Below are 648 nucleotides of genomic sequence, written 5' to 3' on the forward strand. Positions count from 1 at the left end.
TTATTAGTTGTCTATGATGATGATCAAAACATTGGTCGGTCGGGACCACTGGATGAAAGCCAAGTTCTAAAAATTATTGACGAGGCAGATGATGCAATCCAAATCTTTCGCATCAATCCTTCTGAGAATAATTGTGAAGATATCTCTGAAGAAATTGCAGAAGCATATGTAAAAGAAAATATCGAACATCTCCATGAGGAGAGTAAAGTTCATGACTTTGTACGCGAAAGTGATGCTTACCAAGAACTTTTAGACGAGATCGCAGACGAAAAATATAATGATGAGATTTACGGTACTTACGAAGAGCAAAATAAATTACGTCTTTGTGATGTGATTTAAAAATTCTAAAGGGCGCTTTTAAAAGCGCCTCCCTTTTTCCCATCAATAATTGATTAGAGTAAACTTATGACCACACATGATACTCATATTCATAGTGAAGGATATCTCACGCCTGAAAACGAGGTAGACAACAAAATCGGTTATGTCCAAATGGTCAATGCCCATGTAATGCATAGGTACTTACATTTGAAACAAGATTTTTCCACTTGGTTTAATGATTGTGTTGAAAAGCTTGATCTAAAAGAAGGCGTGGATTTTGTTTTTACAAAACAAGAATGGAACAGACAGAAGATTTGTCCAAAATCTGAA

Annotated in this window: 2 protein-coding genes; both read left to right on the forward strand. The window is 35.5% G+C overall.

The genetic code is table 11. The features are described 5' to 3' along the window. A partial coding sequence (locus ACFIQE_RS11260; RefSeq protein WP_375707787.1) for a hypothetical protein occupies positions 1-339 on the forward strand: 339 nt, incomplete at its 5' end. A gap of 66 nt (positions 340-405) precedes the next feature. Beyond that, on the forward strand, positions 406-648 hold a 243-nt coding region (locus ACFIQE_RS11265), incomplete at its 3' end, for an antA/AntB antirepressor family protein (RefSeq protein WP_375707788.1).

Origin of the sequence: Bartonella sp. AA1HLJMS (assembly GCF_042197445.1) — a bacterium.
Classification (GTDB): Bacteria; Pseudomonadota; Alphaproteobacteria; order Rhizobiales; family Rhizobiaceae; genus Bartonella.